The following is a 23,783-nucleotide window of genomic DNA, read 5'->3' as shown; positions in this document are numbered from 1 at the left end:
CTCACCCTGGTGAGGATTGGACGGGGCCCTAAATCCCCTGAATGATCGAAAGAGGAGACGTGCCGATGAAGGTCCTGGTACCTGTAAAGCGCGTGATCGACTACAACGTGAAGGTCCGTGTCAAGGCGGATGGGTCCGGTGTCGATCTCGCCAACGTGAAGATGTCCATGAACCCCTTTGACGAGATCGCCGTCGAAGAGGCGATCCGCCTGAAAGAGGCGGGCAAGGCCGACGAGGTCGTGGCCGTGTCCATCGGGGTCAAGCAGGCCCAGGAAACCCTTCGCACCGCGCTGGCGATGGGTGCCGACCGCGCGATCCTGATCGTGGCCGCCGACGACGTCCACCAGGATATCGAGCCGCTGGCCGTCGCCAAGATCCTCAAGGCCGTGATCGACGAGGAACAGCCGGGGCTGGTTCTGGCCGGCAAGCAGGCGATCGACAACGACATGAACGCCACCGGCCAGATGCTTTCTGCCCTTCTGGGCTGGAGCCAGGCTACCTTCGCCTCGGGCGTCGAGATCGAGGGCGACACCGCTAATGTCACGCGCGAGGTCGATGGCGGGTTGCAGACCATTGCGGTCAAGATGCCCGCGATCGTCACCGTAGACCTGCGCCTGAACGAGCCGCGCTATGCCTCGCTGCCCAACATCATGAAGGCCAAGAAAAAGCCGCTGGATGAAAAGACCGCCGCCGATTTCGGCGTCGACATCACGCCGCGCCTCGAGGTGCTGAAAACCAGCGAACCGGCCGAACGCAAGGCCGGCATCATGGTCGGATCGGTGGATGAACTTGTCGAGAAACTGAAAACCGAAGCGGGGGTGATCTGATGGCTGTTCTGCTTCTTGCCGAAGTGACGGGCGGGGAACTGGCGATGGACGCCACGGCCAAGGCCGTGACCGCCGCACAATCGCTGGGTGAGGTCACCGTGCTGTGTGCGGGGGCCTCGGCCAAGGCCGCCGCCGACACGGCCGCCACGATCGAGGGTGTGGCCAAGGTGCTCTGCGCCGAGGGCGACAGTCTGGGCCACCGTCTGGCCGAGGCGACCGCCGATCTGATCGTCGGTCTGGCCGGCGATTACAGCCATATCGTTGCACCGGCCACGACCGACGCCAAGAACATCATGCCGCGCGTCGCGGCCCTGCTGGATGTCATGGTGATCTCGGATGCCTCGGGCGTCGTCGATGCCGATACGTTCGAACGCCCCGTCTATGCCGGCAACGCCGTGCAGACCGTGAAGTCGTCGGATGCGACCAAGGTCATCACCTTCCGCACCTCGACCTTCGATGCGGCGGGCACCGGCAACGCGGCCCCGGTCGAGATGGTCGATGCCCCGGCGGCCTCGGGCCTGTCGGAATGGGTCGAGGACAAGGTCGCCGAAAGCGATCGTCCGGAACTGACCAGTGCGGGGATCGTCGTGTCGGGTGGCCGCGGCGTCGGCTCGGAAGAGCAGTTCGCCCTGATCGAGACCCTGGCCGACAAGCTGGGCGCTGCCGTTGGCGCCAGCCGCGCCGCGGTCGATTCGGGCTATGCCCCGAATGACTGGCAGGTGGGCCAGACCGGCAAGGTTGTCGCGCCCGAACTGTACATCGCGGTCGGGATCTCGGGCGCGATCCAGCACCTTGCGGGCATGAAGGACAGCAAGGTCATCGTGGCCATCAACAAGGACGAGGAAGCGCCGATCTTCCAGGTGGCCGATTACGGCCTCGTGGCCGACCTGTTCGACGCGGTGCCGGAACTGACCGGCAAGATCTGATCGCGCATCGCATCGACCGTCATTCGAACGCCCCGCGCCCGTGACCGGACGCGGGGCGTTTTTCGTTCATCCGGATGCTTGGCACGGCTGCATCAGCGCGGCCAAGCCTTCGGCCGCGCATCGATGCGCCTCCGGGCCCGGCAAGGCGCGCGCGGCCGCTTCCTCGCCCGGGCCGTAGAACATGCCGCGCAACGCATGGGTCCGTTTGGCCCGAGAGGAGACGGCGACTGTCAAAGACGCGGCCTGCGCGGCGACCTCCTCCAACAAAGGGGCGGTGATGAACATCGGTTCGCCGGCCGCGACACGACCACCCGGCGTCACCTCCTCGGGCGGACGCCGCGACAGCCAGAGCAGATGGACCGGGGCCGGGGCCGACGCGAGGAACCTGAGCATTCGGGCCCGCCATGCCGTGCGCAGCTCGTGCTGCAGAATGGCAAAGCGGTCCCGTGAACAGGCGCGCAGATGCGTCAACAAATGGCCGGTAAAGTGGAACTCGGTGAAATCCACCTCGGGATAAACGGTTTGCAGCATGGTCGAGGCCTTGAGAAACCGGTCATTGCGACGCGGGTGGACGGTATAGAACCGGTTCGACATGTTCTGCGCCCCGGTGATCTGCAACACGATCGCCCGCGCCTTGTGCATCCCAGCGCGGATCGCGCGATCGCCCAGGATCACGTCCAGCCCGGCACCCATCACCCCCATATTCACGACCGGCGCCTCGAGCCGGCGCATCAGTTGCGCAGGATAGGGGTCGTGAACGAAACGGCCGAAGGTTTCGGTCGCCCCGAGACACAGGACGAAAGGCCGGGTCAGATCGCTTGCCGGCCCCCGGAACCGCAGAACGGAACCGGGGTAGGCAACGGGCTGATAATCGAGGGGCATGTGCCCCCTGTATTCGAAACTCATGCTGTTGCTCCCACCAATGGTTGGACTCACCCGCAGCCACGGTCTCAGGAAGAGATTTCGACTTTCCTAAAGCGCTGTTTTTCAGTTATTTTTTCGGAATCTTGATTTGATTGCGACAGTCCGCGCCGCAAGCGCTCAATGACTTGTGCCCGGGTGGCACTGGCGCGTAATCTCTGCGCGCAGGGCAGCCCGCCCATGCACCCAGACAGGAGAACACATCCATGCAGGTGGCAAAGATCGGAATCGTGGGCGCGGGCCAGATGGGCAATGGCATTGCCCATGTCTGTTCTCTGGCGGGATATGATGTCGTGATGTCCGATATCAGCGAGGACGCCCTGGCCAAGGCGATGTCGCTGATCGACAAAAACATGAGCCGCCAGGTCAGCCGCGGCAAGATCAGCGATGCCGAAAAGGACGGAGCCCTGGGCCGGATCACGACGACCACCGATCTGGCGCAGGTCGGTCCCTCGGACCTGATCATCGAGGCGGCGACCGAACGCGAAACCGTCAAGCAGGCAATCTTCGAAGATCTCGGGCCGCATTTGCTGCCGCACACGATCCTGACCTCGAACACCTCGTCCATCTCGATCACGCGGCTGGCCAGCCGCACCGACCGGCCCGAGAAATTCATGGGGTTCCACTTCATGAACCCGGTGCCGGTGATGCAACTGGTCGAGCTGATCCGCGGGATCGCCACCGACGAAGAGACGTTCCGAGCCTGCAAGGAAGTCGTGGATCGCCTTGGCAAGACCTCGGCCACGGCCGAGGATTTCCCCGCCTTCATCGTGAACCGCATCCTGATGCCGATGATCAACGAGGCGGTCTATACGCTCTACGAAGGGGTGGGCAGTGTCCGCTCGATCGACGAGTCGATGAAGCTTGGCGCCAATCACCCGATGGGGCCGCTGGAACTGGCGGATTTCATCGGGCTGGATACCTGCCTTGCCATCATGAACGTGCTGCATGACGGGCTGGCCGACACGAAGTACCGCCCCTGCCCCCTGTTGACGAAATATGTCGAGGCCGGCTGGCTGGGCCGCAAGACGCAGCGCGGCTTTTACGATTATCGCGGCGACGAGCCCGTGCCCACCCGCTGACGGGCGGTCGCGCAGCGCTTCAAACGCGCCGGTCGGGATCGTCCTTGAGCGAGAGCGTATGGGCGCGCAGCCACGCCATGAACTCGCGCGGTTTGCCGATACGTCCCGACCATTCCGCAGGCGTGATGGGGTGCCCGATGATCGGCGCCTGCGGTTTGTCGAAACTGTGCACCACCTCGTGGATCAACAGCCCCTGACGCAGGATCGGCGAAATGCGGTTGGCCATCTGGTACCAGCGCGAATTCGCGCCGGTGAAATTGCACGGTACGATCGTGGCGCCAGTGGTGCGGATCAGCTTGGCGGTGAACACGTTCCACTCGCCCTCGATCGCGGGTCCGAACATGCTGTCGGCGGCCGCGACCGCGCCCGACGGAAACAGCGCGATCAGACCGGACGCCTTCAGATGCGTCATCGCCTCGTGGCGCATGGCCAGCATCTTTTTCTGTGCATCGGGCTCATGCGGAAACGGGACCGGGATCATGAAGCTGGCCGCCGCCTCGTCGATTCCGGTCAAAAGGGCGCGCGTCAGGATGCGGTAATCCAGACGGCGCCGACCGATCAGATCGGCCAGGATCATCCCGTCGACCAGGCCATGGGGATGATTGGCGACGAAGACGACCGGCCCCTCGGCCGGGATGCGCGCAAGTTGGTGTTCGGGCGTCTGCAGGTCGATGCCCATCACCTTCATCGTCGCGGGCCAAAAGGCCTGCCCTTTATGGTCGCCCAACTGTTCGAATTGCCGCACGCGGCGGATGATGGTGACCTTTCCGGTCATCCATTCGATGGCCTTGATCGTCGTGCGCACCAGAGGGTTGGCAAAGCTGTTGGCGTAGGTCAGCGAGCGGCGGTCATAGATGTTTCCGCCATCCGAATGCAGCGCCGGAGCAGGCGGAGAGACCGTGTTATGGTGTTGGGTGTCCGTCACGCGCCCTGGTCCCATAGCCGTGTGGCTTTTCGACCGGCCCGCTCAGTTCCCTTCGCCGAACCGGTCTGCCACGAGGTCCTCGAGCGCATCGGCCAATGGTTCCGCCTCGGGGCCCGAAGTTTCCACTTCAATAGTGGTTCCCATGGAAGCTGCCAACATCAAAAGGCCCATGATCGAGTCACCGGCAGCGCTCAGCCCATCCTTGCGCACGGTTGCCGTTGCGTCATGCCCTTCGACCACTTCGACGAACCGGGCCGAGGCCCGCGCATGCAGACCTTTGACATTCACGATCTTCAAATCGCGTGTGATCGTGTGGCCATGGGTCATTCCGGGGCTCCGTCGAAACTGTTGATGTAGCGCCGGCCGGCCTCGGCGGCGCGGTCCACGGCCTCGTCCACGGGCAGGTTGCGCGATTTCGCAAGCTTGATCATCATGGGCAGGTTCACCCCGGTCAGGATCTTCCGGTTCGACGGGCGGCAAGCGCGCAGGCTGAGGTTCGAGGGCGAACCGCCATACATGTCCGTCACCACGACCACCCCGTCCCCGACATCGACAGTGTCGGCGGCGTCGCAGATCTCGCGCGTGCGGGCGGCGCGGTCGTCTTCGGGACCGACCGAGATCGCAACCATCGCCGGCTGCGGGCCGACCACATGTTCGGTCGCCCGCATCAACTCGGATGCAAGCCCCCCATGGGCTACGATGACGATCCCGATCACCTCAGCTAGGCCTCTGACATGTCTCGCCGCGATGCCGACAGGCGTCGCCGCTCCACTTCCCTGTGCCGTTTAGACACCTGCCAACCGGCCTCTGCAAGATGCGCGTACAGCTTTTCGGCCATCGCGACCGACCGGTGTTGCCCGCCCGTGCATCCGAACGCGACCGTCAGATGGCTTTTGCCTTCGTCGCGAAAGGCCGGCAGCAACAGGTCCAGCATCTGGCGCACCTGCGCTTCGAACGGGGCGCAGCGCGCATCCTCGGCGATGTAGGTCTGCACCGCCGCATCCCGTCCATCCGCCGCTCGCAGGCCTGCGTCCCAATGCGGGTTGCGCAGAAACCGGCAGTCAAAGACCAGGTCCGCCCCCGTCGGCACCCCGCGCCGATACGAAAACGACAGAACCGTCACGGCAAGGCTTTGAGTGCCGTCCGGCGCGAACAGGCGCGTGATCTCCTTGCGCAGGTCGTGCGGCGTCAGGCCGGAGGTGTCGATCAGGATCGAGGCGTCGCCGCGCACCGGGCCGAGAAGGTCGCGCTCGAGCACGATCCCGTTGAACGGATCGGCATCCGGGGCCAGCGGATGCCGCCGCCGCGTTTCGGAATAGCGTCGCTGCAACGTATGTGGATCGCAGTCGAGAAACAGCAGATCGACCGCAACACCCGGCGTCGCCTTGAGCCGCCCCAGCGCGTCGAGCAGGCGCTCGGCGCTGAAATCCCGGTTGCGCGCATCCATCCCCAGCGCCATCGGGCGATCGGGCGCCCCGCCTTCGAGCAGGCGCGGCAGCAGGCTGAGGGGCAGATTGTCGATCGCCTCGTAGCCGAGATCCTCCAGCGTGTTGATGGCGGTCGATCTCCCTGCCCCCGATGGCCCGGTCACAAGGACGACAGGCACCGATGCGCCGCCGGGATTGGTGGGGGGCGTGGCCTCGGGGTCGGTGGGGTCCGTCATGATCGCGTGTCTCGCCGATGGGAACAGGGGGATGAGATGTCAGAACAGGTGGCCTGTTTTCGCAGAAGTCAAACGTCATGGCGCCCGAACCGCACCATCTGCAGAACCGCAGCCGCCAGGCCGGGCGTGTTGGCGCCCAGGACCAGCGGGATGTCATGGGCCCCGACCCTCAGCCTGCGGTTGGGGGGCAGGCGCGCCTCCTCCGCACGGTCGAGATCGACGACCAGGGCCAGCGACGCCTGCGCGGTAATCGGCCCCGCCTGCAAAAGGCCGACCTGCCGTGCCTCGATGAGGGGCGGCGCATCATCCGGCCGCAGAAGGACAGGCCCCTCGGCCGAGGGCGCAAGCCACACGCCATCGTCGCTGACAAGCGAGGTGCCATGGGCCATCAGCGCCAGGGCCAGCATGGATTTCCCACGGCCCGAGGCCCCGAGGATCAGGACCGCGCGGCCCCCATGCGCGACCGCCGTTGCGTTGAAGTAGTAGCGCCCGTCTTTCTGGGACACAGCGCGTGCGGTCAGGTCGTCGGCCGTGTTCAGGCGCGCCATGGCGGCCGCGCCATCATCAAATGGGCAAGCCCACGACGAAGCGGGCCCCCAAAGGCTCGGACGTGGCGTCGAAATCTGTCGGCCGTATGTTTTCAGCCCAGATCACGCCGCCATGCGCCTCGACGATCTGTTTCGAAATCGCAAGGCCGAGGCCGGAATGGTTGCCGAACTGCGACACGGGGCGTTCCGAATAGAACCTGTTGAAGACCTTGGTCAGGGCCTCTTCGGGGATGCCGGGGCCGGTATCCTCGACCACGACGAGGACGCGGTTTTCGCGGCGACGCGTCCACAGGCGGACGGCGTCCCCCTCCTCGCAGAACGAGATGGCATTGCCCAACAGGTTGACGAATACCTGCGCCAGCCGCCCCTCCAGGCCCGAGATCACGATCGGATCCGCGGGCAGGTCGGTGATGAAATCGACGCCTTTCTTGCCCGCCTCCTCGGAATGGTATTGCGACAGGTTTTCCAGCGTGTGGACGAGATTGAACTCCTCCTCCTCTTCCTTGACCAGTTCGCTGTCGAGGCGCGAGGCGTTGGAGATGTCGGACACCAGACGATCGAGCCGCTGAACATCGTGTTCGATCACTTCCAGCAGGCGGTTGCGCTGCTCGTCGGTGCGCGCGACGCGCATCGTGCCGACCGCCGAGCGCAGAGAGGCCAGAGGGTTCTTGATTTCATGGCTGACATCGGCGGCGAATTGTTCGTTCGCGTCGATGCGGTCATAGAGGGCCGAGACCATGCCGCGCAGCGCCCCGGAAAGGCGTCCGATCTCGTCCGGGCGTCCGGTCAGATCCGGGATGCGCACCCGTGTCGGGCTCATCTTGCGGGCGTTCTTGTCCCGCCCCAGCTCGGCCGCGGCGGCCAGGTCGGACAAGGGGTTCGCGATGGTTGACGCCAGAACCAGGCTGAGCCCGATGGAGACAAGCAACGCCACGACGAACATCTGCAAGAGCTGTTCGCGTTCGACGCGGACCAGCTGATCGATCTCGCCCGCCGCCGTGGTCACCACGAGAACGCCGAGCGTGCCGCCCGCCCCCTCGACCGGGGTGGCGGCGGCGTAGGACGTGCCGCCCGCCCCGGCCCCGCGCCGCAGGATGGTCACCCCCTCCAGGGCGGGCGCGACAAGCGATTGCGCGAACTCGACCGAGGCCTGGCGCGGCGGGTCCATTTGCGTCGCCCCGAAGAGCCGGGACAAGGCGTTCCATGTAACGTTCAGAAACTCGGTAATGACCAGGGGATCGTCGGTCTGCACCTCGAGCCCGCGCACGGGTCGGGCCGGCGCGCCAGGCGTCTGCCGGGTCGAGGTCACCAAGGTGCCGTTGGGATCGAAGATGTAGATCTCCACGCCTTGCGCCACACCGATCCGGCTGAGGACCAGATCGGCATCGATGCCGTCCCCCGTCAGCAGATTGGCCGGCGCATTGGCCGGCAGGCTGGCCTCGACCACATCGGCGAGCAACTGCGCCTCGACCGCGAGGGCCCGCTCGCGCTGCTGCACGAGGCTGTCGCGAAACGGGGTCAGATACATCACCCCCGCGACCAGCACCACGATGCTGAGCAGGTTGAACATGATGATCTTGCGCGCAAGCGGCGACCGGTTGAGCGCAATGACGTTGCGGCGCTGCCGGGCGGCGCGCAGTTCCGATTCAACGGTGCCCCCGGGCCGGTCCCAATCCTCGCCCAGCACGATATCGGCGCGCGCATCGGCACGGCGATTGGTCATGGAAAGATCCGCGGGCACAGTGGCGCCCCCTTATTCTTCGTTGTAGCGATAACCGATCCCGTACAGCGTCTCGATGGCCGAAAAGTCGTCATCCACCGAGCGCATCTTCTTGCGCAGCCGCTTGATGTGGCTGTCGATGGTGCGGTCATCGACATAGACCTGTTCGTCATAGGCGACATCCATCAACTGATCGCGGCTCTTGACGAAGCCGGGACGCGAGGCCAGCGCCTGCAGCAGCAGGAATTCGGTCACGGTCAGGGACACATCCTTGCCCTTCCAGCTCACTGAATGGCGCAGCGGGTCCATCGACAGTTCGCCACGCACCATGACGGCGCTCTCCTCGGGCACGCCGGCGGCATCCGAGGCGATCGCCTCTTGCCGGCGCAGGATCGAGCGTATGCGTTCGACAAGGAGACGCTGCGAAAAGGGCTTTTTCACGTAATCGTCGGCGCCCATGCGCAGACCCATCAATTCGTCGATCTCGTCGTCCTTGGACGTCAGGAAGATGACCGGAACCTTGGATTTCTGGCGCAGCCGTTGCAGCAGATCCATACCGTCCATGCGCGGCATCTTGATGTCGAACACACCCAGATCGGGCAAGCGCCGGCTGAACGCATCAAGCGCCGACTGGCCATCGTTGTAGGTTTCGACGTCGAAGCCTTCGGCCTCGAGAGTCATGGAGACGGACGTCAGGATATTCCTGTCGTCATCGACCAAAGCGATCCTCGCCATCTTGTGTTCCCTTTTACTGCTCAATTTGCCTTATTTTTATCACATTCTCCCGTTTCCGCGGGCGATAATCAATCTGAAACTTGCGAATCGTCCCGGCCACGCCCCTCTCACCCTGCCAAAAACCCTTTAATGAGTCGTTTAGGGCACACTTGCCGCAGCAGGGCGCCCTGCGTTGCGTATTCCGAACGCCATTCGCACGAAAATTTCGCATGGTTGCGCTAACTGCGCCCAAGCGTCCTGTTCAGATGCAAAAACGTCATGTTATACGCGCCGCAGCGCGAGACGGTCGGCCTGTGCGTGGGCCCGCCACGCCATGGAAACAGCCCGCAACGGCCCAGGAGCATTCAGACATGATCGAAGGACGCGTGAACCCGGCGCAGACGCTGGAAAAACAGGGTATCACTGGCCTTGGCACGGTCCATTACAACCTGCTTGAACCCGCGCTGATCGAAGCGGCGCTGCGCAGGGAGGAAGGCAAACTGGGCAATGGCGGCACGTTGCTGGTGTCGACGGGCAAGTTCACGGGCCGCTCGCCCAAGGACAAGCATGTCGTCAAGACGCCCGACGTCGCGGATGAGATCTGGTGGGACAACAACGCCGAAATGGCGCCCGACGCCTTTGACCGCCTGCATGCCGACATGCTGGACCACATGAAGGGACGTGAGTTTTTTGTCCAGGATCTGCACGGCGGCGCCGACGCGGAATTGAAACTGGACGTGCGCGTGGTGACCGAGCTGGCCTGGCACAGCCTGTTCAGCCGCACGATGCTGCGCCGACCGATGCGCGAGACACTGGACAGTTTCGCGCCCGAGTTCACCGTGATCAACTGCCCCAGCTTCAAGGCCGACCCCGAGCGTCACGGCTGCCGCACGGAAACCGTCATCGCGATGAACTTCGCCAAGAAGCTGATCCTGATCTGCGACACGGAATATGCCGGCGAGATCAAGAAATCGGTGTTCACGCTGCTCAACTACATCCTGCCGAGCAAGGGTGTGATGCCGATGCATTGCTCGGCCAACCACGCCATCGGCGCGCCCGCCGACAGCGCGGTGTTCTTCGGCCTGTCGGGCACCGGCAAGACGACGCTGTCGGCCGACCCGTCGCGGACGCTGATCGGTGACGACGAACACGGGTGGTCGGACAACGGCATCTTCAATTTCGAGGGCGGCTGTTACGCCAAGACGATCAACCTGCGGCAAGAGGCCGAGCCCGAGATTTACGCCACGACGCAGAAATTCGGCACCGTGATCGAGAACATGGTCTACGACCCGGACACGCTGGTCCTGGATTTCGACGATGACAGCCTGACGGCCAACATGCGGTGCGCCTACCCGCTGGAAGAGATCTCGAATGCCTCCGAAAGCGGGATGGCCGGCCATCCCAGGAATATCGTGATGCTGACCTGTGACGCGTTTGGTGTCCTGCCGCCGATCGCGCGCCTGACCCCGGCGCAGGCGATGTATCACTTCCTGTCCGGTTTCACCTCGAAGGTGGCCGGCACAGAGCGCGGCGTGACCGAGCCCGAGCCGACCTTTTCCACCTGTTTCGGCGCGCCCTTCATGCCGCGCCGGCCCGAAGTTTACGGCAAGCTGCTGCAGGACAAGATCCACGCGCACGAGGCGACCTGCTGGCTGGTCAATACCGGCTGGACGGGGGGCGCCTATGGCACCGGCTCGCGCATGCCGATCCGCGCCACCCGCGCGCTGCTGACCGCCGCGCTGGATGGATCGCTGAATGCGGTCGAGTTCCGGCGCGATGCCAATTTCGGCTTCGACGTGCCGACGACCTGCGAGGGCGTCGATGACCTGCTGCTCGATCCGCGCCGCACCTGGGACGACCCCGAGGCCTATGACCGCCAGGCGGCCAAGCTGGTGTCGATGTTCGCCGAGAACTTCGCGCAATATGTGCCGTATATCGACGAGGATGTGAAAGACGCCGCGATCGGCTGATCCCGGCATCACCGGCATGACGAACCACGCCCGCAGGCCGCTTGCTTGCGGGCGTGGTTGTTTCTGGCCCTTGCGCTGCTAGGCTTCTGGCGGTGTCACGGGGTGTTCAGCGGGGGAATTTCATGTTTCGCGCCTTGGTCTTGTCGCTGTGTCTGGCCGCTGTCCCCGTCTGGGCACAGGACGCCGCGCCGCCGGACCCTGCCGAGCCCTTGGAGAACCCCTATTTTGGCCCGGCCGTTTCGGATGTGGAATGGGGTGTCTATTGCGCCCAGGACCCGGTGCGCGTCGAAGAGGCCCCCGGCACCGCCGCAGGCAGCATCAACATCGTCCCCGACCTGCCGCGCATCCGCTACCAGCAGACCGTCGTTCCCGCCGAGATCGGCATCGCCTTTGGCGTTCTGGCGCGCGTCTGGCCCGACAGCGGTATCGAAACGGTCGATGTGACGGTCACCCACCCACCCTACCCCGACAGCGGCATCACGGTCGAGCGCTGGCAGAACATCATCAGCGACGCGGAGTTGTCGCTCTACGGGTTCAGCTTCGAGGTGCCGGAGGAGCTGGTGACAGGCTCCTGGACCCTGAGGGCCGAGGCGAACGGCGCAGTGTTGTTTCAGGTGCGCTTTGACGTCGTGCCCCCCGACCTTGCCCCCCACTGTGATCGCGGCCTGTCAGGGCGGGTTCATGTCCTGAACGGCCTCAGCCCATCAGGCCGCGCCGCACCAGGTTGGCCCCGGCCAGAATCAGCACGATCAGGGTCGCGCGGCGAAACACGACCGGGTTCAGCCGGTCCGACAGGCGAAACCCGACCTGCATCCCCAGAAACGCCGGGATCAGAAGGGCCGCCGAAAACGGGGCGGTGGTCAGGTTCAGCACGCCCGATTGCAGATGCCCGGCCAACAGGCTGACGGACCCCAGACCATAAACGACGCCCTGCACCAGCATCTGCTTGGCCTTGGGCGTTTCCAAGGCGATCAGATACAGCACGGTTGGCGGCCCCCAGGTGCCGGTCATGCCCCCCAACGCCCCCGACAAGGCCCCGATGCCCCATTCGGCCAGACGCCTTCGGTGCTGGGGAATGTGAAAGGTGACCCCCATCAGCTGGATAACCGACAAGACCACCACCGGCACACCGAGGATCAGATAGAAGAGTTGCGTTGGCACCGCGGTCACGAATTGCGCGACGATGACGATCATCACGCAGACGATCAGGATATAGCGCCAGTATTGGCGGATCGTGGCCATCGCCTCGGCCCCGCCGAATCGCGCGACCTGCAGGATGTTCGACAGGACGATCGGCAGGATGATGCCAGCGATCGCGATCAGAGGGTCAAGAAAAAGTGACAGGCCCGAGATCATGATCAACGGCATGGCAAAGCCGATGGCGCCTTTGACGAAGCCGGCGCACAAGGTGACCCCGACAGCGGCGACGAAAGCCCATAAAGGCATGAGTGACAAACTGTCCTGAAGCATGGCACGATCCTGTTTGTGACCTCATATCCCCGTTCGCGACGCGCTGCAGCGCAAAAATCACCGCGACACTTTCGTGCGCAACATGGCAAAAACTGGCATTTTTGTTGCGCTGCAGGTGCAAACGCCCTAAGTCAGCCGATAACCACACGAGATGTGCCATTTTGAAGGAGACCGACGATGCCCCGTGACGGACAGCCGATCCCCGAAACCGACGTGATCCTGCCGGATCTGTTGTCGCTGACGAAGGCCGCCATCGCGCCCGCCCAGGTGATGCTGGACACCGCCAAGGAGCGCCTGCGCGCCGAGGTCACCAAAGATGGCCGCATTTCGGGCGGGCTGGTCGAGGCGAACCAGACCGCCGCGCATGGGTTGGCCTGGCTGGCCACCTATGTCGAGGCCCTGCGCCAGATGCAGGCCTGGGCCGAAAAACTGCAGGGCGAGGGCAAGTTCGGCGAGGTCGAGCAGCTGATCCAGCAGATCGCGTTCGGCGAATACCTCTGGCAGCTTTATGGCGGCATCCCGATGAGCCAGGGCGAAATGCTGCGCCCGCAGGACATCGGCCTGACGCAGGAAGACCAGCGCGCGCTCATGATCCCCGAGGTCATGACCCTGGCCCAGGGCGGCAACACGCAGGCCGCGCGCACCCGCCTTGTCGAGTTGATGCAGGAGCGCGCAGCCGAGATCACGGTCGGCGCGTCGGGCCTCGACGAAGAACTCGAAATGATCCGCGAGCAATTCCGCCGCTACTCGGTCGATCGCATCCTTCCCCATGCCCATGAATGGCACCTGAAGGACGAATTGATCCCGATGGAGGTGATCGAGGAACTGGCCGAGATGGGTGTCTTCGGCCTGACCATTCCCGAGGAATACGGTGGCTTTGGCCTGTCCAAGGCGTCGATGTGCGTCGTGTCCGAGGAACTGTCGCGTGGCTATATCGGCGTCGGCAGCCTTGGCACCCGCTCGGAAATCGCGGCCGAACTGATCCTGGCCGGCGGCACCGAGGAGCAAAAGCAGAAATGGCTTCCGGCGCTTGCCTCGGCCGAGAAGCTGCCGACCGCCGTCTTCACCGAACCCAACACCGGGTCCGATCTGGGCAGCCTGCGCACCCGCGCGGTCAAGGACGAGACCGGCGACTATAAGGTGACGGGCAACAAGACCTGGATCACCCACGCCTCGCGGACCCATGTCATGACGTTGTTGGCGCGCACCGATCCGAACACGACCGACTACAAGGGCCTGTCGATGTTCCTGGCCGAGAAGGAGCCGGGCACCGACGAGCACCCATTCCCAACCGAGGGGATGACCGGCGGCGAGATCGAGGTTCTGGGCTATCGCGGCATGAAGGAATACGAGCTGGGATTCGACGATTTCCACGTGAAGGGTGAAAACCTCTTGGGCGGCGAGGAAGGCAAGGGCTTCAAGCAGCTCATGGAGACGTTTGAATCGGCTCGCATCCAGACCGCCGCCCGCGCCATCGGCGTCGCGCAGTCGGCGCTGGACGTCGCGATGCAATACGCACAGGATCGCAAGCAGTTCGGCAAATCTCTGATCGCGTTTCCGCGCGTGTCGGGCAAACTGGCCATGATGGCGGTCGAGATCATGATCGCGCGTCAGCTGACCTATTTCTCGGCCTGGGAAAAGGACGAGGGGCGGCGCTGCGATGTCGAGGCCGGCATGGCGAAATTGCTCGGCGCCCGCGTGGCTTGGGCCTGTGCCGATAACGGGTTGCAGATCCACGGCGGCAACGGTTTCGCGCTGGAATACACCATCAGCCGCATCCTGTGCGACGCGCGCATCCTGAACATCTTCGAGGGTGCCGCCGAAATTCAGGCGCAGGTGATCGCGCGGCGCTTGTTGGGCTGAGCGGGTCGGCGGGGGCTGTCTGCCCCCGCACCCCCGAGAGTTTTTTCGCCAAGATGAAGGGGCGGGTTGCCAAAGGGCAGCCCGTCCTTTTTCGTTGCAGCATGCGTGCCTTCCTCGCCCTGCCCCTCCCGCCTGACACCGCAACGGCCCTCTTGCGTCTGCAAGAGGGGTTTTCCTTCGGCAAACCGGTGCCCGAGGAAAACCTGCACCTCACGCTCGCCTTCCTCGGTGATGTGTCCGAGACAGAGCTTGCCGACATCGACATGGCGCTTGGCGGGTTGGGCTGGCCATCCTTTGACGTGGCATTCGAGGGGCTGGACAGTTTTACGGAGATGGATCGCGGGTTGATCTTTGCCGCGGTGCGCCACTCGGACGCGCTCGATGGGTTGCAGGCCAAGATCACACGCCTTGTGCGCGCCGCCGGGATCGCTCTGCCCCGGCGGCGGTTCCGGCCCCATGTGACGTTGATCCGCGCCAATCGCCGGCCGAGGGGCATGGACCGAGACCGGATTGCCGCACAGTTGGGCGCCCGCGCGGAGATGCCGGGCTTCAGGGCCGAGGCCGTGGTGCTGTACGGGTCTACCCTGACACCGGGTGGGGCCATTCACGAGGCCTTAGCCCGCTATCCCCTGGCCGATCCGTTGGCCTGACGCGCAAGCAGATCGACAAAGCGTTGCCGCGCGGGCGGAAGCGGTTTTTCCCCTAGGGAGGGTGCAAGATGGTGTGCCAGGAAATGACCGGTTGTCGTCAGGCCGGCCAATACCTCGTCCGGGCCGCTTGCCGGCGCGCCTGACAAGCAGGCCGGGAAGGGCAGCAGACGATCGGCCCAGTCGCCCGCCCCCTGGCGCGACACGGCCCGCCCGGTCCGCGGCGAGATGAAGGCGAGGTCCTCGTTCGTGCCGGTGACGGCGCAGGCATCCAAAGCCAGACCGAACCCTGTTTCATCCAGCAGCGCCCGTTCCCAGCCCAGATAGGCCTCGGGCCATCTGGCCGCCCCGAGCCCATCGAGCAGCGCCTTTGATCGGGCATAGAGCGCCGGGTGCGCCTCGCGTTCCGGCAGGCAGAAGGACAAGAGCGCGCAGACAGCGCCCAACCCTGCCAGCGCCACGCGGTCGCCCATGACCTCGGGGGCACGGGCCGCGATGGGTTCGACCTTGAAACTGCCCAGATGGTCCGACAGGCGCGCGCGCCATGTCACGTCGAGCTGTGCGCCCGGCTGCAAATGCGGTGCCAGGCGGCGCGAGGCCCCGCCCGGCACGACCCCGAGATGGCGGCCCTGCGCTTTGGTGAACATCTCGAGAATGGCAGCGGTTTCGCCGTGCCGCCGCATCGTCAGCAAGATCCCGTCCGCGCGCCATTCCATGGGGCGCACTATCCGGCGGGCCGGTGTGCTTGTCCATGGCCGGGCTGCGTGGCAGGGTCTGGCGCATGTTTCCGACCCTGACCCGACCAGCCCGCCGACGCGCCCTGCTGATCGCCCTCGGGGCGTGGTTCGCGTTGCTGGCGCAATGGGTCTATCTGGTCGACCAGATGGGCACCGGGCCGGTCGAAACCCTGTTAGCCATGACCCGGTTCTTTACCATCCCGACGGCGGCGCTGGTGGTCGTAACTCTGGCTGCGGTGAATTTCCGCAAGATACGGGGCGTCGGGGCGCCCTGGCTGGCCGCCCTGACCCTGTCGGAATTGGTCGTGGCGGTGGTCTATCATGCGCGGTTGTCCCAGCTTTGGGAGCCGACCGGCATCGGGTGGTGGGCCGATCTTGGGTTGCACACGATCCTTCCCGGCGCCGTGCTGCTATGGTGGCTGTTCGATGCTCCCAAGCGGGCGCTGGTCTGGGCCGATCTGCCGATCTTCATTTTGTGGCCGTCGATCTACGGGGCCTATGTGCTGGGATGGGCGGCGCAGGATGGGATCTATCCCTATCCGTTCATGGATGTGAGCGCCTTGGGGCCGGCGCGGGTTGCCGCGACATTGGGCATGTATCTGATCGCGATGCTGTTGGCCGGCGTCGTCTTTATCGCAATCGGCCGCTACGCAGACCGCTAGGTCAGACCAGGCTCGTCCAACAGATGACGGCCCGCGCGATCCTCGACCTCGACGACCCAGAGATCGGGGTCGACGTCGCGCTGCCGCGCGATGGCTGCGTCAACCGTGGCCTCCTGCCCCTCGGCCAGCACGACCCACGCCCTGTCGCCGGTCATCAGATCGAAACTGCGCTGGAACGCACGCGCCGTGCCGTCGAGCGTGTTGAGCTTGACCAGCACCGCTCCGGCGGTGTCATCCCCATGCGCCACGACAAAGGCGGGGATATCGGCCAGCCGCAGCCGCGCCAGATAGGCCTGCACCCAGAACTCGGCCGTCAGCCGTGCCATGCGCTTCAATTCCCGTCGCGGAAATCGAGACCCATTTCCGAATAGCGCTCGGCCTCGTCCAACCAGTTGGGCCGCACCTTGACCTGTAGGAACAGGTGAACCTTTCGCCCGAGGAACTCTTCCAACTCTTCGCGCGCGGCCTTGGAGATCGCCTTGATGGTCTCGCCGCCCTTGCCCAGCAAGATGCCCTTGTGCCCGTCGCGCGCGACATAGACCACCTGGTCGATCCGGGCCGAGCCATCCTTGCGTTCTTGCCAGCTTTCGGTTTCGACGGTCAGTTGATAGGGCAATTCCTGGTGCAGGCGCAGGGTCAGCTTCTCGCGGGTCATCTCCGCGGCGATCATGCGCATGGGCAAATCCGCGATCTGGTCCTCGGGGTAAAGCCATGGCCCCTCGGGCATCGCTTGGGCAAGCCAGCGGCGCAGATCGTCGACGCCGTATCCCTTTTCCGCCGAGATCAGGAAGGTTTCCTCGAACGGGTAGGCGGCGTTCATCTCTTCGGTCAGCTTCAACAAGACGGGGGCCTCGACACGGTCGATCTTGTTGATGGCCAAGGCGATGCGGCGACCCCCGGCCTTTTCGGTCAGGCTGTCGAGAATGGCCTGAACCCCCTCTGTCTTGCCGCGATGCGCCTCGATCAGCAGGACGACCACATCGGCATCCGCTGCCCCCGTCCAGGCGGCGGCGACCATGGCGCGATCCAGCCGTCGGCGGGGGCGGAACAGGCCTGGCGTGTCGACAAAGACGATCTGGCTGTGATCCTCGATCGCCACACCGCGAATGCGGGCCCGCGTAGTCTGGACCTTGTGCGTGACGATCGAGACCTTGGCCCCGACCATCCGGTTCAAAAGGGTGGATTTGCCCGCGTTGGGCTCTCCGATCAGGGCAACGAATCCGGCGCGGGTGGTCATGGCGGGTATCCTCGTGACATCAGACCGAGGGCTTTAGCCGCAAACGCGCCACGACGCCAGCCCACGCCGCGCGCAGCGCCGGTCAGCCGGAGGTCAAACGCTCCAGCAGGGCGCGGGCGGCGGCCTGTTCGGCCTGCCGTTTCACGCGGGCCTCGGCGCGGGCGCTTTCGCCTGTTTCCATGCGGGCCTCGACCGTGAAGACCGGCGCATGATCCGGGCCGGTGCGCGCCACCTCGGTGTAGCGCGGCGGGGTTTGGCCCCGCGCCTGTGCCCATTCCTGCAACGCCGTCTTGGGATCGCGCGCATCCTCGGCCACGCGTTCCAGACGCTCGCCCCAAAGACGCAGGACAAGATTCTGCGCCACGTCGAACCCGGCATCGAGGTAGACGGCCGCGATCACGGCCTCCATCGCATCGCCCAAAAGGGCGGTCTTGCGCCGCCCCCCCGTCGTCATTTCGGATTTGCCCAGGCGCAGAACGGCACCCAGATTGATCTCGCGCGCGACCTCGGCGCAGGCTTCCTTGCGGACCAGTGCATTGAAGCGCGGGGCAAGCGTGCCTTCCTTGGCGGTCTGGTCGCGCTGCAGCACGGCCTGTGCCATCACCAGCCCCAGCACCCGGTCCCCAAGGAATTCGAGCCGCTGATTATCGGGACGACTGGCCGAGGATAGCGAGGAATGGGTCAAGGCGCGCAGGATGAGATCCTCATCGGAAAACCGATGCCCCAGCCGGTCACAAAAGGCGATCACTTCGCGCGCCAGCGCCATGGTCAGTCGATCCGGTGAAAGAAACGATCCGCGCGCCAGGTCCAGAAATAGATCATGCGCTGCCCGGCAGAAGAGAAAATGACACGGTCCGCGCGGCCGAGAAGGTTTTCGAACGGTACGAACCCGACGCCCCCGACAGATTGCGGAAACCGAGAGTCGACAGAGTTGTCTCGGTTGTCACCCATTACGAAATACTGGCCCTCGGGCACGACATATTCCGGCGTGTTGTCGCCACGCGTCCCATCCTGAATGTTAAGGATCGAGTGGCTGACACCGCCCGGCAAGGTTTCGGTCGCCCGCTCTTTCTCGCAGGTTGCGCCCTCTCCGACCGGCGCGTTGGAACAGCGCGGCAAGTGGCCGATCGGGCCCTGCCGTTCATAGATTTCCTCGAACGGAGCCTCGGGTGTGATCTCGACCGCTTCGCCATTGATGTGCAGGCGGCCGTCGATCACCTGCACCCGGTCCCCCGGAAGGCCGATCACCCGTTTGATGAAATCCTCGCCGTTCACCGGGTGACGAAAGACGACGACATCGCCGCGTTCGGGTTCGCGCCCAAAGAGCCGTCCGTCGAAGGGACACATCGAGAACGGGCAGGAATGGCGCGAGTAGCCATAGGCCATCTTGTTGACGAACAGGAAATCGCCGATCAGCAACGTGTCTTTCATCGACCCGGACGGAATCCAGAACGGCTGAAAGAACAGGGTCCGAAAGACGCCTGCGATCAGCAGGGCGTATATGATGGTCTTGATCGTTTCCCAGATACCGTCTTGCTTGGCTTTTGCCGCTGCCATGGTCCTGCCTTTTCGCTGCCTGCCTCTCGACCGTTCCCGCGGTTCATGCGGCCCGCGGGGGCGCAAGTCAAGCAACCCCCTGCGCCTTGCGGCCCCGGCTGACCGTCAGCTCAGACGCCGCCGCGAGACCGGTCCGACCTGTGGGCGCTTTGCCTCTTCGTCCTCGGGCAGGGCTTCGATCAGGACCTGCGCATGCGCCCAGGGGTGATCATCGGTCAAAGTGACATGGATCACGGCGACATAGCCCTCGGGCGTCATCTGGTGCAGGCGTTCCTTGGCCCAGCCGGTGACCTCCATCACCGGTTGCCCCGATTGCAGGTTGGTGACGGCCATGTCGCGCCAAGCGATCCCCATGCGAAGGCCGGTTCCGAGCGCTTTGGAACATGCCTCCTTGGCGGCCCAGCGTTTGGCATAGGTCGCGGCGGGGTCTTTCATGCGTTCGGCGCGGGTCTGCTCGGTCACCGTGAACACGCGGTTGCGAAAACGATCGCCGAAGCGGTCAAGGGCACGCTGGATGCGTTCGATATTCGCAAGGTCTGTACCGATGCCGAGGATCATCTGGTCGTTTTCTCTCTCAACGGAGGGTCCGGGGGCGTGGGGCCGGGCGCCGGATGGTGCCGGGCGGCCCGCCGCCCTTGTCGCCCCCACACCTGCCGATTTGCGCCACGGGATGCAAGATCGCGCGTGCGCCGCGCCGGATGCGCAACGCCTTAGGCGCGGGCCGCGTCCATCGCCGCGCGCATTTGCGCAATGGCGGCCGGCAACCCCACGAACACGGCCTCGCCGATCAGGAAATGGCCGATGTTCAACTCGGCCACCTCGGGCAGGGCCGCGACGGGCGCGACGGTGTCATAGGTCAGGCCATGGCCCATATGCACCTCGAGCCCGAGATCCGCCGCCTGTTTCGCACCATCAACCAGCCGGGCCAGTTCCGCGTCGCGCGCGGCCATGTCGCCCTCGGCATGGAAATCGCAATAAGCCCCGGTGTGCAGTTCGATGACCGGGGCCCCGATGCGGTGCGCCGCCTCGATCTGGGCCGGATCGGACGCAATGAACAGCGACACGCGCATGCCCGCATCACGCAAAGGTGCAATGAAATCGGCCAGCCTGTTCTGATCGGCGGCCACTTCGAGGCCGCCTTCGGTCGTGCGTTCCTCGCGGCGTTCGGGCACGATGCAGGCGGCGTGCGGACGATGGGCGAGGGCAATACGCTGCATCTCGTCGGTTGCGGCCATTTCGAAATTCAGCGGAATGGAAATGGCGTCCATGATCGCGTCGATATCGGCGTCGCGGATGTGGCGGCGATCTTCACGCAGATGGGCGGTGATGCCATCGGCCCCGGCCTGCTGGGCCATCACCGCCGCGCGCACCGGATCGGGCAGCGCCCCGCCACGGGCATTCCTGAGGGTGGCCACATGGTCGATATTCACACCCAGACGCAACTTGCGCTCTGTCATCTCATCCCCTTTCGGCCTCGGCCTGTCGGCTGAGCTTTTCCATCTTGGCCCGCAATCGCGACGCGCGGCGTTTCTGATATGCGCGGATGACCGAAACGCTCAGGTAGTAGCAGGTCAGCGCACAGATAAGCCCCGGCACAACCCCGCCAACCATCCACGGAAAAAAGACATCGTTATAGAAGATCCGCAGATCGCCCCAATGGGCCTGTGCCGGGGTGAACATCGCGATGATATTGTGCCACAGGTCACCGGCCGCACCGCCGAATTTGGCGAAGATCGATTCGTCCACCTCGCCGCGCGGGCTGGTGCCCAAAAGGAAATGCCCGGTCTGTATCGAGATGATGGCGATCGGCACATAGGTCAGCGGATTGCCCAGAAAGGTGGACAGAAGGGCCGCCAGGATCGAGCCGCGCATGACCTTGGCCAGAAGCGCCGCCACCACGAAATGCAGGCCGAAGAACGGCGTGAAGATGGTGAAGGTGCCTGCGAAGACCCCGCGGGCGATCTGTTCAGGCGTTCCGGGCAGTCGACGCAGCCTGTGCTGCACATACTGAAAGGCCCGGCCCCAGCCACCGCGGGGCCAGATCGCTTCGGCCACGATCCTGAGCCATGACCGTTGGTCCCGCCTCTTGAAGACCAAGCTGCCTTTCCTCTCCTCATCGGGCCCGTCCGCCGGGGCACCGCCTCGTCCTTGCGGGCTGCCTCAGGGGCGCCGGTCGAGATCGCGCACCCGGTGCATGCTGGCAACGTCGCTATCTGCCTCGACCGCCATCATCGCCGCGTGCAGATGCTCGGCGTCCCGCACATCAACATCGACAAGGATACGGTAGAAATCCGGCTTCCGATCAATGAAATGCAGATCCGAGATATTTGCGTTCTGCTCACCGATCAATGTGCAGATGCGCCCCAAGGTTCCCTTTTGATTCGAGAGCGTGACATCCAGCGTCACGTTGTGGGTCGGGGCGTGGCGACCCTCGGTCCAGTGCAGATCGATCCAGCGCTGGGGCGTGTCGTCGAAATCAGCCAGCGCCTCGCAATCGATCGCGTGCACGACAGGCCCCTTGCCCGGATAGGTGATGCCGACAATGCGCTCGCCCGGAACGGGCTGACAGCATTGCGCACGGCGCGTCTCGGCACCCGGCGGAAGACCGATGACGGCGCGGCGTTCCTCGATCTCGCCGCCGATATCGTCGTTGACCAGTTCGGGGTAGAGCATCGACACGACCTGCCGCCCCGACAGTTCGGCCGATCCGATTCGCGCCAGAACCTCGTCGCCTGTCGCAAGGTTCAGCGCCTTGGCCGCGGTCATCAGCGCCTTTTCGGTGGCCCGCTTGTCCACCTGCTCGAAGGCCACGCGCGCCAGTTCGCGGCCCAGCTTGATGTAGCGTTCGCGGTCGACCTCGCGCAGGTTGCGCCGAATCGCGGCCTTGGCCCGGCCCGTGGCCACGATATCCAGCCAGGTCGCCTGCGGCGTCTGCCCCTCGGCGGTGATGATCTCGACCGATTGACCGTTCTTCAGCCGCGTCCACAAGGGCACGCGCAGACCGTCCACCTTGGCCCCGACGCAGGAGTGACCGATTCGCGTGTGAATCGAATAGGCGAAATCGATCGGCGTCGCCCCTTTGGGCAGTTTCACGACATCACCCTTTGGCGTGAAGCAGAACACCTGGTCGGAATACATCTCGAGCTTCACATGTTCGAGAAACTCGTCGTGATCCTCGGCATTCTCGAAGCGTTCGGTCAGGCTTTCCAGCCATTTCGCCGGATCGACGGCAAAGGGGTTCTTGGCGCGCACACCGTCGCGATAGGACCAGTGCGCGGCCACGCCGGCCTCGGCCACTTCGTGCATCTGGCGGGTGCGGATCTGCACCTCGACCCGTTTGCCGTCACGCCCCGAGACGGTGGTGTGGATCGAGCGGTAGCCGTTCGATTTCGGCTGGCTGATATAGTCCTTGAACCGGGTGGGAACGGCGCGCCAGCGCTGGTGGATGGCCCCCAGCACGCGGTAGCAGTCATCCTCGGTCTCGGTGATGACGCGGAACCCGTAGATGTCGGACAGACGCGAAAAGGCCAACTGCTTTTCCTGCATCTTGCGCCAGATCGAAAACGGCTTTTTCGCGCGACCGAACACGTCGGCCTTGACCCCGTGCTTGTCGAGGATGTGCTCGATATCCTCGGTGATCTTGGGGATCACGTCGCCGGTTTCCTTTTGCAACGTGATGAAACGGCGAATGATCGAGGCGCGCGCCTCGGGGTTGAGCACGCGAAAGGCAAGGTCCTCGAGTTCTTCGCGCATCCATTGCATCCCCATGCGGCCGGCAAGCGGTGCATAGATGTCCATGGTTTCATGCGCTTTTTTCGCCTGCTTCTCGGGCGGCATGTGGCGGATGGTGCGCATGTTGTGCAGCCGGTCCGCCAGCTTGACCAGGATCACGCGCAGATCCTTGGACATGGCCATGAACAGCTTGCGGAAATTCTCGGCCTGCTTGGTTTCGCGGCTGGACAGTTCCAGGTTCGTCAGCTTGGTGACACCATCGACCAGTTCGGCCACGTCACGGCCGAATTTCTGCGCGATCTCGGAATAGGTGCCCTTGGTGTCCTCGATCGTGTCGTGCAACAGCGCGGTCGCAATGGTCGCATCATCCAGCCGCTGTTCGGTCAGGATGGCGGCCACTGCAACGGGATGGGTGAAATAGGGCTCGCCCGAGTGGCGCGTCTGCCCCTCGTGCATGGCCTTGGCATAGGCGTAGGCGCCGCGGAGCAGCGCCTCGTTCGTTTTCGGATTGTAATTCTTTACAAGGCTGAGCAGGTCGTCGGCGTCGATCATGAACGGGTCGTCAGCTCCACCAACACCGGG

General features: G+C 64.5%; 25 protein-coding genes and 1 pseudogene. 8 read left to right on the top strand and 18 right to left on the bottom strand.

The window, feature by feature from the left end; all coding sequences use genetic code 11:
• The first annotated feature begins 65 nt into the window (after positions 1 to 65).
• Both ROSELON_RS07155 and ROSELON_RS07150 read left to right on the top strand, forming a co-directional pair.
• Positions 66 to 827, top strand: a complete 762-nt coding sequence (locus ROSELON_RS07155) for an electron transfer flavoprotein subunit beta/FixA family protein (RefSeq protein ID WP_025311738.1) — start codon at positions 66 to 68, stop codon at positions 825 to 827.
• Entirely contained in the window at positions 827 to 1,753 is a 927-nt protein-coding gene (locus ROSELON_RS07150) for an electron transfer flavoprotein subunit alpha/FixB family protein (protein WP_025311737.1), read from the top strand. Before ROSELON_RS07155 ends, ROSELON_RS07150 begins: the two co-directional genes overlap by 1 nt.
• 66 nt (positions 1,754 to 1,819) lie before the next feature.
• On the opposite strand, the gene ROSELON_RS07145 is transcribed toward ROSELON_RS07150, so the two are convergent.
• Positions 1,820 to 2,659 (bottom strand): DUF6473 family protein, encoded by an 840-nt coding sequence (locus ROSELON_RS07145; protein ID WP_025311736.1) that lies wholly within the window; start codon positions 2,657 to 2,659, stop codon positions 1,820 to 1,822.
• Positions 2,660 to 2,880: 221 nt separating this feature from the next.
• On the opposite strand from ROSELON_RS07145, the gene ROSELON_RS07140 reads away from it, so the two are divergent.
• Positions 2,881 to 3,756 carry a 3-hydroxybutyryl-CoA dehydrogenase gene (locus ROSELON_RS07140; protein WP_025311735.1) on the top strand — a complete coding sequence of 292 codons (876 nt, stop codon included), beginning with the start codon at positions 2,881 to 2,883 and terminating at the stop codon, positions 3,754 to 3,756.
• A 19-nt stretch (positions 3,757 to 3,775) separates the two neighbouring features.
• Here ROSELON_RS07140 and ROSELON_RS07135 read toward each other — a convergent pair whose 3' ends face one another.
• The 7 genes from ROSELON_RS07135 to ROSELON_RS07105 form a co-directional block, all read right to left on the bottom strand.
• A complete protein-coding gene (locus ROSELON_RS07135) occupies positions 3,776 to 4,681 on the bottom strand; it encodes a lysophospholipid acyltransferase family protein (protein ID WP_025311734.1) in 906 nt (301 codons plus the stop codon).
• A gap of 42 nt (positions 4,682 to 4,723) precedes the next feature.
• Positions 4,724 to 5,008 carry an HPr family phosphocarrier protein gene (locus ROSELON_RS07130; RefSeq protein WP_025311733.1) on the bottom strand — a complete coding sequence of 95 codons (285 nt, stop codon included), beginning with the start codon at positions 5,006 to 5,008 and terminating at the stop codon, positions 4,724 to 4,726.
• Complete coding sequence (locus ROSELON_RS07125; protein WP_025311732.1) at positions 5,005 to 5,397, bottom strand: PTS sugar transporter subunit IIA; 393 nt, start codon at positions 5,395 to 5,397, stop codon at positions 5,005 to 5,007. Before ROSELON_RS07125 ends, ROSELON_RS07130 begins: the two co-directional genes overlap by 4 nt.
• Before the next feature lie 5 nt (positions 5,398 to 5,402).
• Entirely contained in the window at positions 5,403 to 6,344 is a 942-nt protein-coding gene (gene rapZ, locus ROSELON_RS07120) for an RNase adapter RapZ (RefSeq protein ID WP_025311731.1), read from the bottom strand.
• Positions 6,345 to 6,412: 68 nt separating this feature from the next.
• Positions 6,413 to 6,892, bottom strand: a complete 480-nt coding sequence (locus ROSELON_RS07115; protein WP_156945885.1) for an HPr kinase/phosphorylase — start codon at positions 6,890 to 6,892, stop codon at positions 6,413 to 6,415.
• 16 nt (positions 6,893 to 6,908) lie between these two features.
• Positions 6,909 to 8,615, bottom strand: coding sequence for a sensor histidine kinase (locus ROSELON_RS07110; protein WP_038650274.1), 1,707 nt, complete (start codon positions 8,613 to 8,615; stop codon positions 6,909 to 6,911).
• A gap of 30 nt (positions 8,616 to 8,645) precedes the next feature.
• On the bottom strand, positions 8,646 to 9,347 hold the full coding sequence (locus ROSELON_RS07105; protein WP_025311728.1) for a response regulator transcription factor: 702 nt from the start codon (positions 9,345 to 9,347) through the stop codon (positions 8,646 to 8,648).
• A gap of 350 nt (positions 9,348 to 9,697) precedes the next feature.
• Between ROSELON_RS07105 and ROSELON_RS07100 the strand changes: the two genes are divergently transcribed.
• Together ROSELON_RS07100 and ROSELON_RS19185 are read left to right on the top strand one after the other, a co-directional pair.
• Positions 9,698 to 11,296, top strand: coding sequence for a phosphoenolpyruvate carboxykinase (locus tag ROSELON_RS07100; RefSeq protein ID WP_025311727.1), 1,599 nt, complete (start codon positions 9,698 to 9,700; stop codon positions 11,294 to 11,296).
• 122 nt (positions 11,297 to 11,418) lie between these two features.
• Positions 11,419 to 11,913: pseudogene (locus tag ROSELON_RS19185) on the top strand (DUF3859 domain-containing protein); the annotation flags it as partial.
• A gap of 79 nt (positions 11,914 to 11,992) precedes the next feature.
• Here ROSELON_RS19185 and ROSELON_RS07090 read toward each other — a convergent pair.
• Positions 11,993 to 12,766: a sulfite exporter TauE/SafE family protein gene (locus ROSELON_RS07090; protein WP_025311725.1), complete on the bottom strand. Its 774-nt coding sequence runs from the start codon at positions 12,764 to 12,766 to the stop codon at positions 11,993 to 11,995.
• Between the two features lie 177 nt (positions 12,767 to 12,943).
• On the opposite strand from ROSELON_RS07090, the gene ROSELON_RS07085 reads away from it, so the two are divergent.
• Positions 12,944 to 14,629: an acyl-CoA dehydrogenase family protein gene (locus ROSELON_RS07085; protein WP_025311724.1), complete on the top strand. Its 1,686-nt coding sequence runs from the start codon at positions 12,944 to 12,946 to the stop codon at positions 14,627 to 14,629.
• Positions 14,630 to 14,730: 101 nt separating this feature from the next.
• Positions 14,731 to 15,279, top strand: a complete 549-nt coding sequence (gene thpR / locus ROSELON_RS07080) for an RNA 2',3'-cyclic phosphodiesterase (protein ID WP_025311723.1) — start codon at positions 14,731 to 14,733, stop codon at positions 15,277 to 15,279.
• On the opposite strand, the gene recO is transcribed toward thpR, so the two are convergent.
• Positions 15,252 to 15,992 carry a DNA repair protein RecO gene (gene recO, locus ROSELON_RS07075; RefSeq protein ID WP_025311722.1) on the bottom strand — a complete coding sequence of 247 codons (741 nt, stop codon included), beginning with the start codon at positions 15,990 to 15,992 and terminating at the stop codon, positions 15,252 to 15,254. The genes thpR and recO overlap by 28 nt on opposite strands.
• Positions 15,993 to 16,057: 65 nt before the next feature.
• Between recO and ROSELON_RS17420 the strand changes: the two genes are divergently transcribed.
• Positions 16,058 to 16,675: a Pr6Pr family membrane protein gene (locus ROSELON_RS17420; RefSeq protein WP_156945884.1), complete on the top strand. Its 618-nt coding sequence runs from the start codon at positions 16,058 to 16,060 to the stop codon at positions 16,673 to 16,675.
• Here ROSELON_RS17420 and ROSELON_RS07065 read toward each other — a convergent pair.
• The 8 genes from ROSELON_RS07065 to ROSELON_RS07030 form a co-directional block, all read right to left on the bottom strand.
• The gene (locus tag ROSELON_RS07065; RefSeq protein WP_025311720.1) at positions 16,672 to 17,001 is read right to left on the bottom strand and encodes a DUF1491 family protein; all 330 of its coding nucleotides are present in this window, start codon (positions 16,999 to 17,001) and stop codon (positions 16,672 to 16,674) included. The genes ROSELON_RS17420 and ROSELON_RS07065 overlap by 4 nt on opposite strands.
• A gap of 5 nt (positions 17,002 to 17,006) precedes the next feature.
• Positions 17,007 to 17,912 (bottom strand): GTPase Era, encoded by a 906-nt coding sequence (gene era, locus ROSELON_RS07060; RefSeq protein WP_025311719.1) that lies wholly within the window; start codon positions 17,910 to 17,912, stop codon positions 17,007 to 17,009.
• Positions 17,913 to 17,994: 82 nt separating this feature from the next.
• Complete coding sequence (gene rnc, locus ROSELON_RS07055) at positions 17,995 to 18,678, bottom strand: ribonuclease III (RefSeq protein WP_025311718.1); 684 nt, start codon at positions 18,676 to 18,678, stop codon at positions 17,995 to 17,997.
• Between the two features lie 2 nt (positions 18,679 to 18,680).
• Positions 18,681 to 19,469 carry a signal peptidase I gene (gene lepB / locus ROSELON_RS07050; protein ID WP_025311717.1) on the bottom strand — a complete coding sequence of 263 codons (789 nt, stop codon included), beginning with the start codon at positions 19,467 to 19,469 and terminating at the stop codon, positions 18,681 to 18,683.
• 105 nt (positions 19,470 to 19,574) lie between these two features.
• Positions 19,575 to 20,027 carry a holo-ACP synthase gene (gene acpS, locus ROSELON_RS07045; protein WP_025311716.1) on the bottom strand — a complete coding sequence of 151 codons (453 nt, stop codon included), beginning with the start codon at positions 20,025 to 20,027 and terminating at the stop codon, positions 19,575 to 19,577.
• Between the two features lie 152 nt (positions 20,028 to 20,179).
• Entirely contained in the window at positions 20,180 to 20,926 is a 747-nt protein-coding gene (locus ROSELON_RS07040; protein ID WP_025311715.1) for a pyridoxine 5'-phosphate synthase, read from the bottom strand.
• A gap of 1 nt (position 20,927) precedes the next feature.
• Entirely contained in the window at positions 20,928 to 21,524 is a 597-nt protein-coding gene (locus ROSELON_RS07035; RefSeq protein WP_342665325.1) for a DUF2062 domain-containing protein, read from the bottom strand.
• A gap of 105 nt (positions 21,525 to 21,629) precedes the next feature.
• Positions 21,630 to 23,753, bottom strand: coding sequence for a RelA/SpoT family protein (locus ROSELON_RS07030; RefSeq protein WP_025311713.1), 2,124 nt, complete (start codon positions 23,751 to 23,753; stop codon positions 21,630 to 21,632).
• Between the last annotated feature and the right edge of the window lie 30 nt (positions 23,754 to 23,783).

The organism is Roseibacterium elongatum DSM 19469 (genome assembly GCF_000590925.1).
Lineage (GTDB): Bacteria > Pseudomonadota > Alphaproteobacteria > Rhodobacterales > Rhodobacteraceae > Roseibacterium > Roseibacterium elongatum.
Note: the sequence above shows the minus strand (reverse complement) of the source record. Positions and strands in the feature narration are given on the sequence as shown.